The sequence below is a fragment of the Bradyrhizobium sp. 2TAF36 genome, assembly GCF_052114925.1.
GTDB lineage: Bacteria > Pseudomonadota > Alphaproteobacteria > Rhizobiales > Xanthobacteraceae > Bradyrhizobium > Bradyrhizobium barranii.
In genome coordinates this window covers 38,443-56,349 of record NZ_JBFRFR010000060.1, presented here as the reverse complement: position 1 = coordinate 56,349, position 17,907 = coordinate 38,443, and the positions used below count along the sequence as shown (strand labels likewise).

General features: G+C 65.5%; 17 protein-coding genes. 9 read left to right on the top strand and 8 right to left on the bottom strand.

From position 1 onward, the window contains the following. Positions 1 to 31 precede the first annotated feature (31 nt). The gene (locus AB4Z51_RS30475; RefSeq protein WP_441498634.1) at positions 32 to 418 is read right to left on the bottom strand and encodes a response regulator; all 387 of its coding nucleotides are present in this window, start codon (positions 416 to 418) and stop codon (positions 32 to 34) included. A gap of 195 nt (positions 419 to 613) precedes the next feature. Between AB4Z51_RS30475 and AB4Z51_RS30470 the strand changes: the two genes are divergently transcribed. Further along, the gene (locus AB4Z51_RS30470) at positions 614 to 3,466 is read left to right on the top strand and encodes a PAS domain S-box protein (protein WP_441498633.1); all 2,853 of its coding nucleotides are present in this window, start codon (positions 614 to 616) and stop codon (positions 3,464 to 3,466) included. Positions 3,467 to 3,520: 54 nt separating this feature from the next. Next, the gene (locus AB4Z51_RS30465) at positions 3,521 to 4,519 is read left to right on the top strand and encodes a P1 family peptidase (protein ID WP_441498632.1); all 999 of its coding nucleotides are present in this window, start codon (positions 3,521 to 3,523) and stop codon (positions 4,517 to 4,519) included. A 213-nt stretch (positions 4,520 to 4,732) separates the two neighbouring features. Here AB4Z51_RS30465 and AB4Z51_RS30460 read toward each other — a convergent pair whose 3' ends face one another. Next, positions 4,733 to 5,521, bottom strand: a complete 789-nt coding sequence (locus AB4Z51_RS30460; protein ID WP_441498631.1) for an EF-hand domain-containing protein — start codon at positions 5,519 to 5,521, stop codon at positions 4,733 to 4,735. Between the two features lie 251 nt (positions 5,522 to 5,772). Here AB4Z51_RS30460 and rpe point away from each other — a divergent pair, with 251 nt between their 5' ends. Together rpe and AB4Z51_RS30450 are read left to right on the top strand one after the other, a co-directional pair. Then, positions 5,773 to 6,474: a ribulose-phosphate 3-epimerase gene (gene rpe, locus AB4Z51_RS30455; protein WP_441498630.1), complete on the top strand. Its 702-nt coding sequence runs from the start codon at positions 5,773 to 5,775 to the stop codon at positions 6,472 to 6,474. 500 nt (positions 6,475 to 6,974) lie between these two features. After that, entirely contained in the window at positions 6,975 to 7,166 is a 192-nt protein-coding gene (locus tag AB4Z51_RS30450; protein WP_014494175.1) for a hypothetical protein, read from the top strand. A 6-nt stretch (positions 7,167 to 7,172) separates the two neighbouring features. On the opposite strand, the gene AB4Z51_RS30445 is transcribed toward AB4Z51_RS30450, so the two are convergent. The 5 genes from AB4Z51_RS30445 to AB4Z51_RS30425 all read right to left on the bottom strand — a co-directional run bounded on the left by AB4Z51_RS30445 (position 7,173) and on the right by AB4Z51_RS30425 (position 11,521). After that, entirely contained in the window at positions 7,173 to 8,606 is a 1,434-nt protein-coding gene (locus tag AB4Z51_RS30445; protein ID WP_063982397.1) for a serine/threonine protein kinase, read from the bottom strand. Between the two features lie 5 nt (positions 8,607 to 8,611). After that, positions 8,612 to 9,352 carry a metallophosphoesterase family protein gene (locus AB4Z51_RS30440; protein ID WP_014494173.1) on the bottom strand — a complete coding sequence of 247 codons (741 nt, stop codon included), beginning with the start codon at positions 9,350 to 9,352 and terminating at the stop codon, positions 8,612 to 8,614. Positions 9,353 to 9,469: 117 nt separating this feature from the next. After that, positions 9,470 to 10,075 carry a hypothetical protein gene (locus tag AB4Z51_RS30435; protein WP_231142282.1) on the bottom strand — a complete coding sequence of 202 codons (606 nt, stop codon included), beginning with the start codon at positions 10,073 to 10,075 and terminating at the stop codon, positions 9,470 to 9,472. Next, entirely contained in the window at positions 10,068 to 10,754 is a 687-nt protein-coding gene (locus AB4Z51_RS30430; RefSeq protein WP_231142283.1) for a hypothetical protein, read from the bottom strand. The genes AB4Z51_RS30435 and AB4Z51_RS30430 overlap by 8 nt, the downstream gene beginning before the upstream one ends. Beyond that, positions 10,751 to 11,521: a MotA/TolQ/ExbB proton channel family protein gene (locus tag AB4Z51_RS30425; RefSeq protein ID WP_028147463.1), complete on the bottom strand. Its 771-nt coding sequence runs from the start codon at positions 11,519 to 11,521 to the stop codon at positions 10,751 to 10,753. The genes AB4Z51_RS30430 and AB4Z51_RS30425 overlap by 4 nt, the downstream gene beginning before the upstream one ends. Before the next feature lie 200 nt (positions 11,522 to 11,721). On the opposite strand from AB4Z51_RS30425, the gene AB4Z51_RS30420 reads away from it, so the two are divergent. From AB4Z51_RS30420 to AB4Z51_RS30405, 4 genes are all read left to right on the top strand, one after another. Further along, on the top strand, positions 11,722 to 13,092 hold the full coding sequence (locus tag AB4Z51_RS30420) for a sensor histidine kinase (protein WP_441498629.1): 1,371 nt from the start codon (positions 11,722 to 11,724) through the stop codon (positions 13,090 to 13,092). 7 nt (positions 13,093 to 13,099) lie between these two features. Beyond that, complete coding sequence (locus tag AB4Z51_RS30415; RefSeq protein ID WP_014494168.1) at positions 13,100 to 13,750, top strand: response regulator; 651 nt, start codon at positions 13,100 to 13,102, stop codon at positions 13,748 to 13,750. A gap of 214 nt (positions 13,751 to 13,964) precedes the next feature. After that, positions 13,965 to 14,996, top strand: coding sequence for an MBL fold metallo-hydrolase (locus AB4Z51_RS30410; protein ID WP_441498640.1), 1,032 nt, complete (start codon positions 13,965 to 13,967; stop codon positions 14,994 to 14,996). Positions 14,997 to 15,098: 102 nt separating this feature from the next. Next, positions 15,099 to 15,389, top strand: a complete 291-nt coding sequence (locus tag AB4Z51_RS30405; RefSeq protein ID WP_354096174.1) for a hypothetical protein — start codon at positions 15,099 to 15,101, stop codon at positions 15,387 to 15,389. A gap of 36 nt (positions 15,390 to 15,425) precedes the next feature. Here the strand turns inward: AB4Z51_RS30405 and AB4Z51_RS30400 are convergent, their stop codons facing one another. Then, positions 15,426 to 16,013 carry a TetR family transcriptional regulator gene (locus AB4Z51_RS30400; RefSeq protein WP_354096173.1) on the bottom strand — a complete coding sequence of 196 codons (588 nt, stop codon included), beginning with the start codon at positions 16,011 to 16,013 and terminating at the stop codon, positions 15,426 to 15,428. 568 nt (positions 16,014 to 16,581) lie between these two features. Here AB4Z51_RS30400 and purB point away from each other — a divergent pair. Then, a complete protein-coding gene (gene purB, locus AB4Z51_RS30395; RefSeq protein WP_441498628.1) occupies positions 16,582 to 17,889 on the top strand; it encodes an adenylosuccinate lyase in 1,308 nt (435 codons plus the stop codon). The last annotated feature ends 18 nt before the right edge of the window (positions 17,890 to 17,907 follow it).

Sequence of the window (17,907 nt, the reverse complement as noted above, 5' to 3'; positions counted from 1 at the left end):
GTTCGCCGGGGCGTTTTCTTTCGCCTTGCGGTCACACGGCCGCGGAGAGCTCGCCGCCCGCCGCAGCCTGGGCCTTGTGGAGCGCTTGCAGGAGATCGTTCGGCCGAAATGGCTTTTGCAGGCATACCACGTCGGCCAGACCAGGCGCCTCACCCATGAAATCCAGCGCGGTCATGCCGGAGACCGCGACGATCGGGAACCCGGGAACTCGCTCGCGAATGGCCGCCATGACGTCAACGCCGCTGGTGTCGGCCAGGAAAATATCGACGATCGCGGCATCGAAAGCGCCCTCGCTGAAGGCTTTCAGGCCCGCTGCGCCGCTCTCGGCGTCGACGACGTCAAAGCGGTTGACCCGAAGCACGATCGCGACCATGGCGCGGACCTCCTTCTGGTCGTCGACAACGAGAACACGGCGCATGGGAACAACTCCCGGATACGTATCATTATTTGGTTCAATTCACCGCAACTGCCCGGCAAGGCAGTATGGGTCTGTCCCGGTAAATCACCTCTTACCAGCTACCTGTTCCAAGTCCCACCCCAAGTTAAATAAGCTGTAACCTTCGGTTGAGTCGCATGCGCTTTCTGTCAGGATGCGCGCCCGGAGCGGGCTACCATGCGGGTAGCGGCTTCCCGGCCGGAAGAGATTGACGTAGGAGGTCATCATGCCGGCTTACGAGAGATCGACGTGCTAGCGCCTAACGACCGAAGCACATTCCTGTCGACCTTGCCGGCTACGCGAAGCGATCGCAGGGCTGCGTTGGCGATCGTCGGCATCTCCGCGATCCTGTTCGCACTGGCGGTACCGTTTGCGGGCTTGCCGCTCGCACAGGTGCCGGCCTTCGTGGCGAGCTACCAGTCGGCGCTCGCGGTCAGCGACATCATCACCGCCGTTTTGCTGCTGTCGCAGTTCGCCGTGCTGCGCAGCCGCGCGCTGCTGCTGCTATCGATCGGCTATATGTTCACGGCGGGCGCCGCGGTGACCCACGCCCTCACCTTCCCCGGGCTGTTCGCCCCGGCCGGATTGTTCGGTGCAGGCCCGCAGACCACCGTCTGGCTCTACATGATCTGGCACGCCGGTTTCCCGCTGTTCGTGCTGGCCTATGCCTGGCTCAAGGACAGCAACGGCGGCAACAGGGTTGCGGGCGCGACGGCTCCCGCGATCGCACTTTCCGTCGTCGGCGTGTTCGTCGCGTTGACCGTCTTCGCCTGGCTGGTGACTGCGCAGCACGGCCTGCTACCGGTCCTGCTCAAGGACGGCCACTACACCCCCACCATGATCGGCGTGGTGTCGTTCGTGTGGTCCCTGAGCTTCGCGGCGCTGGTCACGCTGTGGTTTCGCAAGCCGCACACGGTGATCGACGTCTGGCTCATGGTCACGATGTGCGCCTGGCTGTTCGACATCGCGCTGTCGGCGATCGTCAACGTCGCGCGTTTCGACCTCGGTTTCTATGCCGGCCGTCTCTACGGCCTCTTTGCGTCGAGTTTCGTGCTCGCGGTGCTGCTGATCGAGAACGTGCGGCTCCAGGCCAACACGGCAGGCATGGTCGGCGCGCTGCAGCGGCAGTCGAGCTCGGAGCGGAACTATTATGCCGAGCGCGAGCGGCTGTTCAGCGCCGTCGTCGAGTCCTCCAACGACGCCATCATCACGAAGTCGCTCGACGGCACCATCACGTCCTGGAACAAGGCGGCAGAGCACGTCTTCGGCTACTCCGCCAGCGAGGCGATCGGCCGCCAGGTCGATATCATCATGCCCGAGGGGCAGCGCGAGGAAGTCGCCGAAATGCTGGCCCGCACCCGCAACGGCGAGGTCATCGACCAGCACGAGACCGTGCGGCTGCACAAGAGTGGCCAGCCGATCGACGTCCTGCTGAGCCAGGTCCCGCTGCGATCGACCGACGGCAAGATCATCGGCGCCTCCAAGGTCGCTCGCGACATCACCGAGCGGAAGCGGGCGGAATCCGCCCTCAACCGCGAGATCGAGGAGCGCCAGCGCATCTTCGAGACCTCGCAGGACCTGATCCTCGTGACGGACGGTTACGGCAATTTCATCCAGATCAGCCCGAGCGTGAAGGACATCCTCGGGTACAAGCCGGAGGACATGATCGGGCACAGCGCCATCGAGTTCATTCACCCCGATGACCTCGACAACACCCGCAGCGAGATGCGCGCGGCGCGGCGTGGCGCGGTCAAGCGCAGCTTCGAGGCGCGCTACTACCACTACGACGGTCACGAGGTGACGCTGAACTGGATGGGGACCTGGTCGGAGCCGGTGAAGCGCCATTTCTTCATCGGCCGCGACCTCACCGAGAAGCAGGCCGCGGAAGCCCAGCTCAGGCAGGTCCAGAAAATGGACTCCATCGGCCAGCTGACCGGCGGCGTCGCCCACGATTTCAACAACGTGCTGACCGTCATCACCGGCACGATCGGCATCCTCGCGGACGCGGTGGCCGACCGTCCCGAGCTCGCCGCCATCACCAAGCTGATCGACGACGCCGCCGAGCGCGGCGCGCAACTGACCAAGCACCTGCTCGCCTTTGCCCGCAAGCAGCCGCTCCAGCCGCGCGAGATCGACGTCAATGCGCTGGCGCTCGAGGCCGCCAAGCTGCTGCACCCGACCCTCGGCGAGCAGATCACCATCATGCCGCAGCTCACCGAGGATGCCTGGCCGGCGCTGGTCGACCCGGGCCAGCTTTCCACCGCGATCCTCAATCTCGCGCTGAACGCGCGCGACGCCATGCCGGACGGCGGCACCCTGGTCCTGGAGACCCGCAACATCTTCCTCGACGACGGCTATGCCAGCATGAATCCCGACGTCGTCGCCGGCAGCTATGTGATGATCGCGGTCAGCGACACCGGCACCGGCATTCCACCCGACCTGATGGAACGGGTGTTCGACCCGTTCTTCACCACCAAGGAGGTCGGCRAGGGCACCGGGCTGGGGCTCAGCATGGTGTTCGGCTTCGTCAAGCAGTCCGGCGGCCACATCAAGATCTACAGCGAGGAAGGCCACGGCACGAGCGTGAAGATCTACCTGCCGCGCTCGAGCGGCGTGCAGGAGAGCGAGTACGAGTCGCTCCAGAACGTGCCCATCGCCGGCGGCGACGAGAAGATCCTGATCGTCGAGGACGACGCGCTGGTGCGCCAATATGTCGTGACCCAGATCAAGAGCCTCGGCTATGCCGCGCTCGAAGCCGCCAACGCGGCCGAAGCCCTCACCATCATAGATGCCGACAAGGGCATCGACCTGCTCTTCACCGACATCATCATGCCCGGCCACATGAACGGCCGCCAGCTCGCGGACGAGGCGGTGCGACGGCGTCCCGACCTGAAGACGCTGTTCACCTCGGGCTACACCGAGAACGCCATCGTCCATCACGGCCGGCTCGATTCCGGCGTGCTGCTGCTGGCCAAGCCCTACCGCAAATCCGAGCTCGCCAAGATGCTCAGGACCGCGCTGGCGAGTTGAGCGCGCGGCATCGGTGCGCTATCGCTGATGGCTGAAGCGCATGGAGTGCCGGCCTTGAAAAATCTGCTTACCGATATCGCCGGCGTCCGCGTCGGCCATGCCGAGGATGCGAAAATCGCCTCCGGCACGACAGCGATCATCTTCGATGCCCCGGCGGTCGCGGCGATCGACGTGCGCGGCGGTGGGCCCGGCACGCGCGAGGATGCGCTGCTCGACCTTGCCAGCACGGTCGAGCGCGTCGACGCGATTGCGCTGTCCGGCGGCTCCGCCTTTGGCATCGAGACCGGCGGCGGCGTCCAGGCCTGGCTTGCCGAACAGGGCCGCGGCTTCCGGATTCGCGAGGCGGTGATCCCGATCGTGCCGGGCGCCATCGTGTTCGACCTGCTCAACGGCGGCGACAAGGCCTGGGGTCGCTTCGCGCCCTATCGCGATCTCGGTTACGCGGCAGCTGTGGCCGCGGGCCACGATTTCGCGCTGGGCAGCGTCGGCGCAGGCCTCGGCTGTACCACCGCGACCTTCAAGGGCGGGCTCGGCTCGGCTTCAGCGGTCCTGCCCAACGGCATCAAGGTGGCCGCCATCATGGTCGTCAACGCGGTCGGCAGCGCAACCGTCGGCGAGGGACCGTGGTTCTGGGCGGCGCCGTTCGAGGAGAACGGCGAGTTCGGCGGGCGCGGTCTACCATCCAAATTCACGCCTGACATGCTGGCGATGCGCATCAAGGGCGGCCCGGCCGCAAGCGCGCGCGAGAACACCACGATCGGCCTCGTCGTCACCGATGCGACGCTGACCAAGGCCCAGGCCAAGCGGCTTGCGATGATCGCGCACACCGGATTTGCCCGCGCCATCTATCCCGTCCATGCCCCGACCGACGGCGACGTGCTGTTTGCGGCTGCGACCTGTGAAAAGCCGATCGAGCCGCTGGTCGGCCTCACCGAGCTCGGCACGGTCGCCGCCAACGTGGTCGCGCGCGCGATCGCGCGCGGCGTGTACAGCGCGACAGCGCTGCCGTTTACGGGAGCATTACCGGCGTGGAAGGACCGCTTCGGCGTGTAAGGGGCACGCGCCTCTCGCCGCATATCGCGCGTCATCGCCCGGCGAAGACCGGGCGATCCAGTATCCCAGAGACAGTTGTGATTGAACCGGGAAGCCGCGGCGTACTGGATGCCCCGGTCCCGGCTCCGCCAAGGCTACGCCGGGGCCACAAGGGTGCTCGGCCGCCGAAGCTTTAGCGAAGGCGGCAAGCCGGGGCATGACAGCGAGTGGGCGTCAGACGCTCATCGACATCGACGAGCCAGCGGTCGCCGAGGCGCCTTGCCCCTGCCCGCCTTGCCGCTGCATCAACTGCGCGAACAGATCGTAGGCCGAATTGCGAGAGGCGCTGGAGGCGCCCGGGACCGTCGTCGACATCTTGAAGCCGTCGGCATAGGTGACGGTGGTGGTGGTCGAGCCGTCGGCGGCGGTCGTCGTGGTCGAGGTCGATCCGCCGCTCGCCTTCGAGGCGGAATCCGATCCGTCGCCGGAGCCGCTGGCACCGTGGGCATGGCCGTGGTGGCCGCTCTTCAGCGCCTTCGACATCTCATCCAGGCTGACACCTCCGTCGGAATTCGTATCCATCTTCGAGAACACGTCGTCGGCCTGCGCGAGGTTGGTGCCGCCGGCGCCCAGCGCGTTCTCGAATTCGGACTTGGTGATCTTGCCGTCGCCGTCCCCGTCGATCTGCGAGAACAGGTCCTTCAGCGCAGCGTCGCGGCTCGTCGAGGTCGAAGACGTCGAACTCGACGAGGTCGAGCTGGCCGCACTGCCGGTGCTGTCCGTCGACTGGCTTTGCGCGGCGAACAGCGCGTTCATCGTCTCCGGCGAGATTTGCGGAGTTTTGCCCGCATTGACCGACGAGGTCGCGTTGCTCGTCGTGCTGCTGCTGCTGTCGATCGCGAACGGATTGGTCGGCGCGCTCTGCGAAGACCCCGTCTTCTGCGTCGACGAGGACGATTTCGAGTTCGTCAGCGACTGGATCGCGTCGAGCGCGCTCGATACGGCACCAAGGGCAAACAACATTGCACAACTCCAACGATGCGGCACGCCGCAGCCAATGTTCTGCCGGTGACGTGAGCAAGCGTCGTGCCAGCGCAAAAAGCTCAATGAAATCCGCCTTCGCGACGCCTGGCACGGCTCGGGAACACCGGCAATTCATGCCGGTCGCGGCAGAAATTTCCGCCCACAGGAAGCTCAAAGCTCCTGCATTGCCCGGCTGAGAGGCCCATGTTAGGCGAGCATCATCTTTCACGGCCGCCACGGGACACCGCGCCATGACCCAAGCCTTCACTCCCCGCCCCCTGGCCATCGCGCCCTCGATCCTGGCCTCGGACTTCTCCAGGCTCGGCGAAGAGGTGCGCGCGGTGGACGCGGCCGGCGCCGACTGGATCCATCTCGACGTGATGGACGGTCATTTCGTGCCCAACATCTCCTACGGCCCCGACGTCATCAAGGCGATGCGCCCGCACACCAGGAAGATCTTCGACGCGCATCTGATGATCTCGCCCTGCGACCCCTATCTCGAGGCCTTCGCCAAAGCCGGCTGTGACCACATCACCGTGCATGCGGAAGCCGGTCCCCATCTGCACCGCTCGCTCCAGGCGATCCGCGCGCTCGGCAAGAAGGCCGGCGTCTCGCTCAACCCGGGCACGCCGATCAGCGTGCTCGAATACGTCATCGACCTCGTCGACCTCGTGCTGGTGATGTCGGTCAATCCCGGCTTCGGCGGCCAGGCCTTCATCCCGTCTGCGATCGGCAAGATCCGCGACATCCGCGCGATGACGGCGGGACGTCCGATCGACATCGAGGTCGATGGCGGCGTCGGTCCCGATGTCGCGGGTCCCCTGGCCGCGGCGGGCGCCAACGCCTTCGTCGCCGGCACCTCCGTGTTCAAGGGCGGCACGCAGGAAGCGTACAAGACCAACATCGCCGCGATCCGTAACGCCGCCGCAGGCGCACGCGGCGAAGCGATCTGAAGCACAAGCAACATATTTGCTGAAAAGCTGCGGGTCTTACGGGCGTTGCGACGCGCAATGCCTAAATTGCACCTTGATCCGTACTCCTCCGGGCTTCCCTGATTCGTGCAAATCACCGCTAGTGATTCCTGCCTGTTTTCGCGGGAGCACATCATGACGACGACCCTGGTTTGGACTGGCGTGGCGTTGTGGCTTGGTTTCAGTGCGTTTGTTGTGTTTGGCCCATCGGCCGGACCGGCGAGGGTGCCGGCACGTTCGGCCCGCATCGTCCGTCGCGACTGGTATCGGGCCTGAGCCCATGCAGATCGCGCTCGTGAGGCGTCAAGCGAAGCGCAGGTGCCGCATCCCGCGGCGCCCGCATCCTGACCTCGACTATTTCTTCGGTCGGCTCGAACGCACCGAAGGCGAGAGGCGCGACGACACCGGGCCCGAGATGGCGGACCCGGATCACCCGCTCCGGTCACCGCGCCGGCATTGAATTCTGTTCTGGACCACGCCCGATGAAACCRCACTGCCCGAACTGCCTGAAGGAAATGACCAAGGCATCTGCGTCGCGTAACCTCTTCAATTGCGAGCCCTGCCGCGAGATCATCCAGTATTTCGGCGGCGGCGCGGATCACGGCGAACCCGGCCCGCAATTCTGCTGGCCGATCCGCCGCAAGCGCTCCGTCCACGCCGCCCACGCGGCGTGATCTTTCCTAGCCCCACACGACGCCGGCGTCCGGTTTCGCAGCAGCCATCCGCGGCGGCCGCACCACAGTGACGGTGCAGGCCGCCTCCGAGGCCACCTTGGCCGAGACGCTGCCGAGCAGCGCGCGGCGGAACGAGCTCTGCCGTGCGCCGATGATGACGTGGTCGACCTGATTGACCTCGGCGAATTCCAACAGCGCCGCGGCGGGGTCGACGGCCTCCAGCACGTGAACCGACAGCCGGCTCTCATCCAGCTTGAGCGGCGTCGCCCAATGCCGGAGCGCGACCAGGCGGTCGATATGCTTGTTGGAGCCCTGCTCGTCGAGCGTCCGGTCGATCGCGATGCGGTTGAGCTTGAGCACGTTGACGCAGGCAAGCCGCGCCGACGGCAGCGTCGCGAGAATGCGCTCGGTCGTCACGCGCAGCGCCTCGTTCAGCTCGCCCTCGCCTTCCACCGTGTCGAGCGCGACCGCGAGGATCGGGCTGGAGGCGATTTGCGCGGCGACGTCCGATTTCGCGCGCGGCGCCATGACACCCAGGTTGAAGCGCCGCCGCCAGGCGACGCTCAAGGGGTCGCGCTTCAGCCGTTCCGAACGCGCGGTGAGCCTGACCTGGTCCGGATGAGCGAGATCGAAGGCGAGCTGGGACGCGGTCGGATAGCGCCGCACCGGCTCGATCTCGAGACAGCGCAGCACCACCTCCTGAAGCCAGGGCGGATAGTCCGCGCGCAATTCGCGCGGCGGATGCGGATCGCGCCACAGCCGGCGACGCATCGCGCGCAGCGTCTCGCCCTCGCCGAAGGGACGCTCGCCGGTGGTGAAGAAATAGAGCAGCACACCCAGCGAAAACAGATCGCTGCGCGGATCGTCGCGTACCCCCAACAGCCGCTCGGGCGCCATGTAGGGCGCGGTGCCGTAAGGCAGCCGGAATTCCTCCTGCAACAGGTCCGGCAAATGGTTGTGGTGCGACAGGCCGTAATCGATCAGGACCGCCTCGCCGCTATCGCGGAACATGATGCTGCTCGGCTTGATGTCGTGATGGATCACGTTCTGCCGGTGCAGATCGGCCAGCGCGGCGGCGATCTTCGCGACGAGCTGCCGCGCCTCCTCGTATGGGAGCGGCAGGTCGGGCAGCCGCTTGTAGAGCGTGGTCCCGGGAATGCGCTCGATCACGGCGTAGGCCTGGTGCGCGAAGTCGCCGGTGCCGAAACACGAGGGCACGTGCGGCCCGGCGAGCCGCGGCAAGATCATCATCTCCATCTCGAACGAGACGATCGCGGCGGGGTCCTCGCCCTCCGACACCCGCGGAATCTTCATCAGCAGCGGCACGTCGATGCCGGGATGGGTGACGGTCCACAGCGTCGCCATGCCGCCGGCATGGACGCATTCGCCGATGGTGTAGCCGTCGATCTCGGCGCCTGATTTGACCAGGGATTGCGGCATCGCCGTCAGCGTCCCTGCGACAGCCGGTCGGCGAGCCAGGGCGGCAGGCCGTTCTCGCGAATCTTGTTCGCCGCGCTCGCGATGTCATAGGGCGCGCGGCAATAGGTGATCTGGCACGACACGGTGTCGAACAGCACGAAGGCTGCGGATGGATCGCCATCGCGAGGCTGGCCCACCGAGCCGAGCACGGCCAGCCATTGCCGCCCGCGTAGCAGCGGCACGGAAACGTCGGTCTTGGGCACGAGGCTCGTCATCTTCGCCGTCACCGACATCGAATAGAGCGCCGGGCGATGGATGTGGCCGCAGAAGGTGACATGGGCGGGCGTCGATATCAGGCTCTTGGCAGCATCCGCCGTCGAACGGACATAGTGCCAGCGCTGCGGGCTTGAGGCCTCCGAGTGGACGTAAAGGCGCTCCTTCTCGTCCACCAGCATCGGCAGCTCGGCGAGGAACCGCCGCTGCGCGACGTCGAGCCGCCCGCGCGTCCATTCGATCGCGATCTGCGCCTCCGCATTCATGGCTTCGGTCGTGGTGTTGACCGCCTCGTCATGATTGCCGCGGACGGCGATGGCGCCCTCCCGGACCAGACCCATCACGGTATCCACGACCCATTCCGGATCGGCGCCATAGCCGACGAAATCGCCGAGCAGGACGAACCGCTCCGCGCCCTTCGCGCGGGCAACCTTCAGGCAGGCCTCGAACGCCTGCCGGTTGCCGTGGATATCCGAGAAGACAGCGAGAAGCACGCACCCTCCACCCCAAAGGCCTTATCGGAAGCCGATAAGGCCAAATTGAGGGACGTCAAGAAGATGCGCCAGTGCGGGTCCGTTTTCCAGCGTGCCCCTGTCGCGATGGTGAAGAGCCTATTGCTCGTCCTTCGGCGGCATCCGAGGCGGCGGAATCGGGGTGAACACCGCGCCTTGCGCGCCGGCCGGAGGTGCGAGGAATTCGCCGGTCGAGGAATCGCCGCCGGTGGTCTCCAAAATGGTCTTCGGCGTCACATATTCCCGGACCATGTCAATGAGACTGCCATCGCCGCCACCGAAATCGGCGGCACGGCCTCCTTGCGGATGTCCCAGCGCGATCTCGTTCTCCGCCGCATGGGTCTTGTCGGCCAGCCTGTCATTGTAGGGCACACGAAAGGCGCGCGGGATGCCGCTCGGGCGATTGTCGTCATCCAGCTGCTCGACCCAGAGATAGATCGAGCCGGGATCGCCTTCCAGCGAATGCGGCTCGACGATGCGGGCCTTCAGCAGCTTGAAGGTCGCCGGCAGCCGGTCGGCGCTGGCCCAGCCGAGCAGTCCGCGCATCTCGGTGAAGCTGACGACATAGAAGGCGCTGGTCACGACCACTGCGACCGCCTTGAACGACCAGTGCAGCCGCGCATAGACCAGCACGACCAGCAACAACGCGCCGATGACGGCGTAGGCGACCGACAGCGTGAGGATGACCGTTTGCAGGCTAGTCACGGCGCACCCTCACAGCGTTCTTGCTCACCCCCGTCCGCGGGTCGAGATCGGCGCCGTTGCGCCAGCTGCTCCGGAACGTCTCGAGCAGCGATTTCGGCCTCTGGTCCACATTGACGACCTTGCCTTCCGCATCGATGCGGAACCGCACCGCGGTCTTCTCGTCGCCGGTGTGATCGAGCGTGAACTTGTTGTCGAAGACCACCTGCGCGGTCGGATTGAGTTTTTGTACCTTCACATTGGCCTGGACCGGCTCGCCCGTCGTCGCCACGAAATGCGAGACGTTGACGGTGTATTCGCCGGCGACGATGCCGCGCACCGTGACGATCTCCTCGCGGATCGGCGAGGCGATCTTCTTGCCGTTGACCATGATGAAGTCGTTGGCCCCGCCCCGGTCGTCGCGATCGAGCGTGAGGAAGCCGGCTTCGCGGTGGCGATACCAGGCGATGTTGCCGGCGGGATCCTGCACGAACAGGTCGAGATCGTCTGGATGGCTGTCCGGCCAGTCCAGCGTGATCATGAACTCGGCCTTGGAATCGATCTTGCCGTCCTTGGCATCGGGCGACACCGCGAGGAGCGCGAGGAAGAACAGGAAGGCGATCACCTGGAGCGCCTTGAACAGCATCACGCCCAGCGGATCGAACGGCTCCTCGCGCGGATAGAGACCAAAGTCATCCATCATGACGCGGTTCCAGCGCCTTTGCGCTCCAGTACCGGCGTCACATAGGTCTCGGTCAGCACCACCGCGTCCGAGAACACCCGCTGGGTCGCGGCATCCAGCATGTAATACTGGATGCGCACCAGGATCGAGCCGACGAGGCCCGCCAGCGTCGTGTACATCGCGACCGCCATGCCGTCGCTCATCAGCCCCATCGAGGAACGCATCGCGACCTTGTCGGCGGCATCCAGTCCCGCGATCGGCGCCAGCATGATGATGAAGCCGATGATGGTGCCGAGCAGGCCAAGCTTCATCAGCGTGTCCGAGACGAAGGCACCGAAGCCGTTCGAGCCGCGCAGCCGGTCGGCCAGCGTCCGCAGCAGCAGCGTCTGGTCGACCGCCCGGTAGTCCTGCGCGGACGCTTTCGTCACGAGGCTCTCGATATGGTCCCGCACCAGCCCGCGTGGCAGCGCGGCCGCGCTGCCGTCGAGCACTTTGCTGCCCCCGGGCGCCGCAAGCACCGCCCGGCACCGCCGCGCCGCCGCGCCTTCACGGGCGATCGCCCGTGTCCGCAGGAAGCAGTGGCCGCAGGTAAGGACATAGAGCAGCGCGATCACGCTGGAAATGTAGGTGCGGTCCGAGGTCAGCATCAGGCGGATCAGGCCGAAGCGCCACAGCAGCACGACGGCGAAGATCGACAGCCCAGTGAAGATCATCCAGAACAGCAGCGCACTGCGCTCGGATGGGTCGGCAGCAGACCCCGCAATCGGTCCAATCGTCATCGAACTCATGCTGCACTGCTCCTGGCTTGCAGGGATTGGCCTGCAACGATTCCACCCCGATTAGATCAAAGCCGCCGCGCGCGGTCCAAAGAGCCATGCCCAATCCGGCTTGGGAAATTTGCCCGAGCTGCAATCCGGCCCAAACCCCGCAATTGGCAAGGCGCGGCGGCGTTGTTAGGCTGACCTTACCAAACGTTGAGGGTGATCGCATGCGCCTCGTGCTTCAGCTTGTCGCCCGTCTGCTTCTCATCGTCGCGCTCTGCCTTGGCGCTGCGACCGTCTGGGCCACGTTCGACGCCTATCGCAGCGTCGACCGGGCGACCGCGGCCTCGGCGCAGCGGGTCGCGCAGGCGCTTCAGGCGCTGTACTGGCACGAGTTCTTGTTGCGCAGCAGCAGAACGCGCGAGCAGCTCTTGCCGGTTCCGGAGTGGCGCACCCTGGAGACGATGAAACTGATCTCGCCCGGCGTCTGCGTCGAGTTCCAGCCGGCCATCGCATTCGAAAGGCCGCTCTGCGGCCAGAGCGTGGGGCTGGGCAAGACGCCGCCGCACTGGTTCACCGCGATCGTACCCATCTTCCTCGGCAGCCACGCCGAAGTGATAAGGCCCGTCAGTCCCCGCGCGGCAGCCGCCGGAACGGTCGTCGCGACGCCGGATGCCGCAGCGGCCATCTCGCTTGCCTGGGAGTATCTCCTCAACGTGGTCGATGTCGCGCTTCTGATGGCGGCGGCGATCGCGCTCTTGGCGTCGCTCGCCATTGCGCACGCGCTGGCGCCGGCGCGCACCATCGTCGCCGCGCTCCAGCGCATGGCGCGGGGCCAGTATCGCACGAAACTGCCGCGCTTCCGCTCCATGGAGCTGGCGATGATCGGCAGCGCCGTCGGCGAGCTCGGCGGCCGGCTGGAGGAAGCCACCGAACAGCGCGCGGCGCTGACAAGGCGGCTGATCGAGATCCGTGACGACGAACGCCGCGCGCTCGCCCGCGAGCTGCACGACGAGTTCGGCCAAAATCTCTCCGCCATCCTCGCCTTCGCCAACACGATCGAGACCGCAAGCGCGAAGGAGAGCAAGGATAACGCAATCGCGCAGGACGCGCGCATGATCTCGCAGGCCACCCATCATCTGATGGCCTCGCTGCGTGATGCGCTCAAACGCCTGCGCAATCCGCTGCCCGAGGAGCTCGGGCTCGAGGCCAGCCTGGTCAATTTGGTGGACAGCTGGCGCTCGCAAAGCGCAGCGCAGCCGACCATCCGGCTCGATCTCAGGGGCGACCTCACCGACATCAGCGGCCCGGCCRCCACCACCGCCTATCGCGTGGCGCAGGAATGCCTGACCAACGCACTGCGCCACAGCTCGGCGCGCGAGATCTCCTTGCGCATCGAGCGGCGCGCCGGTGACGACGACGCGTTGCTGATCCGTGTCGAGGACGACGGCGGCGGCGACGCCGCGCGCGTGGCGCAGTCGGCCGGCTTCGGCCTCACCGGCATCCGCGAGCGGGTCGCGGCGGCCGGCGGATCGCTGTCGATCCTGCCTGCGCGAGGAGGCCTCAGCGTCGCCGCCACCATCCCGCTCGCCGCATGAGGCCGACATGAGCGATGTTGCGGCAACAGGCATCTCCGTGCTGCTGGTCGACGATCATCCGATCGTGCGGCAAGGCTACCGGCGCGTGCTGGAGAGCCAGGGCGATCTCCATGTCGTGGCGGAAGCCGACAACGCGGCCGACGCCTACGGCGCCTTCAAGGCGCACGACCCTGATGTCGTCCTGCTGGATATCTCGATGCCCGGCGCGAGCGGGCTGGAGGCGATCCGCAACATCCGCGCGCGCAGCCCGCGGGCGCGCATCCTCGTCTTCACCATGCACAACGAGGCCGTGCTGGTGAAAGCCGCCTTCAGCGCCGGCGCCAGCGGCTTCGTCACCAAGAGCAGCGAACCTTCCGCGGTCGTCACCGCGATCCGCAGCGTTGCGCGCGGCGAGCGCGCCATGAGCGACGACATCGCGCACATTTTGGCCGAGGACAGCCTGTCGGCGGGCTCGGCGCTGGACCAACTGGGTGAGCGCGAGATCGAGATCCTGCGCCAATTCGCCGGCGGCGCGACGACCGAGCAGATTGCTGCGCATCTCAATCTCAGCGTCAAGACGGTGCAGAACTATCACTATTTGATCAAGACCAAGACCGGCGCGCGCACCGACGCGCAACTGGTGCGGCTGGCAGCGAGCTGCGGGCTGACGAGGATCTAGAGCTTGGCGGCTGGACGCCTATCTGGTTCCGGCCGCTCCAACGAAGATCTCCAGTCGCTCTCGGATTGTGCTAGGCTCGATCGCAGCCACGGCATCCGGCACGAGACCGCCGGTGGATGTCTGTTGGGCTCCGATCTTGACGCGAGCCTCCCGGCGCTTTCGAAGCCGCCCTCGTTCCCGTTGTATGTTTTGCATGACAACAGGAGACGCTTCCATGAACATCAGGGACAGTCTTCTTGCCGCACTGATCGCCTTCAACGTTTTCGCGACCGGAACCACCGAGAGCGCAGCAGCCGACGCGAAAGACCAGATCACCATTCTTTATGATGCCTTCGGCACAAATGACGCGATGACAAAGGACTGGGGTTTTTCCGCCCTTGTCGAAGTCGCGGGAAAACGCATCCTGTTCGACACGGGTAACGACCCCGAGATCTTCGCGGCAAACGTGAAGGCCAGGGGCGTCAACCTCTCGGACCTCGACTTTGTCGTTCTTTCGCACCGCCACTCCGATCATATGGCGGGCTTGTCCTATGTCCTGAGCGTCAATCCGACCGTCAAGATCTACGCGCCGAAGGAAGGATTCGRCATCTACGGCTCTTCGCTGCCCTCCGGCTTCTTCCGGAAGGACGAGTCTCTGCCGCCGGAGATGCGGTACTACGGAGGCAAGCCCCCAGCGGTGATGAAGTTCGGCTCGGCATGGGCCACCGCAAACTTCGAACTGATCGATCAGACGACCGAGATTGCTCCTGGGATCACGCTGATTTCGCTGATCTCCGACGCGCCCGGGACAAGAGAGCTCAAGGAGCTGTCTCTGGCCGTCAACACCGCAGAAGGCGTAGTCCTTCTGGTCGGTTGTTCGCACCCCGGGATCGAGCGCATTGTCGAAGCGGCGACCGGGATCAATCCCAGGATTCATCTCATCGTAGGCGGATTTCATCTGGTCGTGGCGCCTGACGAGGCAATCGCGAAAGTCGTTACCGCTCTGAAGGACAGGTTCAAGGTCGACGCCGTAGCACCGGGACATTGCACCGGTGAGCCGACTTTTGCCGCGCTCAAGAAGGCGTTCGGCGACAGCTATCTCTATGCCGGCCTCGGCACGTCGATTCCGGTTGGAACGAGTGGGAATGTCCGACGCGGAGAAGGTCCGACGCTTGACGACCTTGCGACATATCGGAAACTGGCCGGGCGCGAAGACCCGTTCGGCATCTTGCGGTCGCGCGGCCTGCGGTCGGGATCCGCGCTCTAGCGCGGCGGCGCGCAGTTCGCGCCTTTATCCAGCGCTTGAGGCGAGCAGAATGGAACCGACACCGTCGCGCTTTGGTTAGCAGAAGAGTGAAGGAGTTGCGCCATGAGTAAGGCCATGCACCGAACGGTCGTCGATCCTCCGCTCCTCACCGTGGGCGAGCTCATCGACGAACTCTGCCGCTTGCCAGATACGGCCGTCGTCCACTTCCGCTGCCCCGCACTCGATCAGGAGCTTACATTCTACCGCATTCGGAAGCGGTCGAAGGACGCCGTCGAAATCGCGGTGAACACATATCCGGAGAGCCCGCCTGTTGTCCCATCCTCCAACGGAAGGCAATCGACCCGCTCGCCTGCCCTTCGCGAGGAGGCCCTTTTGCACAAGGCGAAAGGCTGAATCGACAGTTACACGCTTTGGCGGGACCGCGTCGGTCTAGGCCGCCTTCAACCCGCGCAGCACCAGCGCCAGGGTCGCATCGACACGAGCGGGCAGATCGGTGTCCTTCCACTCATCGGCATGGGCCGGGTGGTGAAAGCGGACGGTGGCATCGAAGATGGCGCGGGCGGTGGCCTTGACGTCGCCGACCTCGAACACGCCCTGCTTCACGCCGTCAGTCAGGATCGACGCGATCTGGTCGATCATGGTGTCCTTGTGGCACTTGACGGCGGCGCAAGCCTCGCGCGCCAGCGTCAGATAGGTGTCGAACATCTCGGGATCGTCGAGCACGCGCGAGCGCTTGGCGGCGAACAGCGTGCGCAGCCAGCGGTCGAGTCGGGCCGGCGCCGGCCCCTGCTCCTCGGCGATCGCCAGCAACGGCGCGTCGATGCGATCCAGCCAGCGTTTGGCGACGGCCTCGCGCAGCGAGGCCTTGCTCGGGAAATGGCGATAGACGCTGCCGTGGCTCACATCGAGCGCACGGGCAACGTCAACCACGGTGGCCTTGGCAAGTCCGTAGCGCCGCAGAACGTCCTCGGTGACTTCGAGGATCCGCTCCGGCGTCAAGATCACGGCTTCATTCATGCCAGCACCATGTTCCCGTTGAGGGCTCAGTTACCCGGCGATGGAGCTGCTTCCGAAGCGCCCGTCGTGCCGGTCGTTTCGGAAAGCTCTCGCCTTAATGAGGCAGTTTTGCAGCCTGCGCCGCGATCTGGCGCGCAACCAGTAAATTGAGCCAATGCCCAATCGTTCCGGTGAAGTTGATGATTTCGGTCGTCATTGTCTTAAGTCTCCATTCGTCCGCGGTCCCAACATCCTTATGTCCCGCGATCCGCAACTGTTTCGGACCTCGGGCTCCCCGGGCGGGTCGCCGCGGGACGCCCAATCGGAGCGTCCGAGAACGGATATACACGTCTCGCTGACAGATTTCAATATCTGTCAGTCAATGATCCGTGATTGACAGTTAATTTTTGTGGGCGGCGTCTCCTCAGCTTGGGCTGGTCCAGGGGCGGTGGATAGCTCGCCGATCCCCCTCGCCAGGGGTCCAGATCGTTTGTTTCGCCCTGACCGCTCTGCTAAATCACGGCGTAAAAAGCATTTTGGCCGGTCGCCGCCCCCTTGGGCCGCCCGCCCACCTTCCTGGAGCAGTCTGATGATCCCCCGCTATACCCGCCCGGAAATGGCCTCGATCTGGGAGCCGCAGACCCGGTTCAAGATCTGGTTCGAGATCGAGGCGCACGCGGCGGACGCCCTCGCCGAACTCGGGACCATCCCCAAAGAGGCCGCCAGGACGGTATGGGCCAAGGCCAAGGACGCCACTTTCGACGTCGCCCGCATCGATGAGATCGAGCGCGAGACCAAGCACGACGTCATCGCCTTCCTGACCCACCTTGCCGAAATCGTCGGCCCCGAGGCGCGCTTCGTACACCAGGGCATGACCTCCTCCGACGTGCTCGACACCTGCCTCAACGTCCAACTCACCCGCGCCGCCGACCTCCTGCTTGCCGATCTCGACAAGGTGCTGGCGGCGCTGAAGAAGCGTGCCTTCGAGCACAAGATGACGCCGACCATCGGCCGCAGCCACGGCATCCACGCCGAGCCTGTGACCTTCGGCCTCAAGCTCGCTTATGCCTATGCCGAATTCTCGCGCGCCAAGGAGCGCCTGATCGCAGCGCGCAAGGAAGTTGCGACCTGCGCCATCTCCGGCGCCGTTGGCACCTTCGCGCAGATCGACCCGCGCGTCGAAGAGCACGTCGCCAAGGCGATGGGCCTCGTCCCCGAGCCGATCTCCACTCAGGTCATCCCGCGCGACCGCCACGCGATGTATTTCTCGACGCTTGGCGTGATCGCCTCCTCGGTCGAGCGTATCGCGGTGGAAATCCGCCACATGCAACGCACCGAGGTGCTGGAGGCCGAGGAGTTCTTCTCGGAAGGCCAGAAGGGCTCGTCCGCGATGCCGCACAAGCGCAACCCGGTGCTGTCGGAAAACCTCACCGGCCTCTCCCGCATGGTCCGCGCCTATGTGACGCCGGCGCTTGAGAACGTCGTGCTCTGGCACGAGCGCGACATCTCGCACTCCTCTGCCGAGCGCATGATGGGCCCGGATGCGACCGTGACGCTCGACTTCGCGCTGGTGCGCCTCGCCGGCCTGATCGACAAGCTGCTGGTGTACCCCGCCAACATGCAGAAGAACCTCGACCGCCTCGGCGGCCTCGTGCATTCGCAGCGCGTGCTGCTGGCGCTGACCCAGAAGGGTGCAAGCCGCGAGGACGCCTACAAGCTGGTGCAGCGCAACGCCATGCCGGTCTGGCGCGGCGAAGGCGACTTCCTCCAGCTCCTGAAGAAGGACGCCGAAGTGAAGAAGTATCTCACCGACGCCGAGATCGAGGAGCAGTTCGACCTCGGCTATCACCTCAAGCATGTCGACACGATCTTCAAGCGCGTGTTCGGCGAGAGCTGAGCGCGCGTCCGTAGAAGC